1 pseudogene is annotated in these 314 nt (G+C 62.7%); it reads left to right on the forward strand.

The features are described from left to right. Positions 1 to 50 precede the first annotated feature (50 nt). A pseudogene (locus KZZ06_RS20300) lies at positions 51 to 314 on the forward strand (collagen-like protein); the annotation flags it as partial.

Below are 314 nucleotides of genomic sequence, written 5' to 3' on the forward strand. Positions count from 1 at the left end.
GGTCTGGTTTGTGTGTGGATGCTGTGCGTACTGAGCGGAGTGTGCAGGGTGTGCCTGGCCCTGCCGGTGAGCGTGGCCCGCAAGGGCCTGCCGGTGCTGATGGCAAGGATGGCAGTAATGGTTCGGCTGGTGTTGTTGGCCCTGTTGGTCCTCAGGGTTCCCCGGGTTTGAATGGTGTGAACGGTCCTGACGGGTTGCCTGGGGCTAACGGGTCGGATGGCCATGATGGTGTTCCGGGCCGTGCAGGTGCTGATGGTGTTGACGGCGTTGCCGGGGCTGATGGTAAAGATGGTGCGAATGGCGCCGATGGTGAG

Source organism: Sulfitobacter sp. CW3, from assembly GCF_019392245.1.
GTDB lineage: Bacteria > Pseudomonadota > Alphaproteobacteria > Rhodobacterales > Rhodobacteraceae > Sulfitobacter.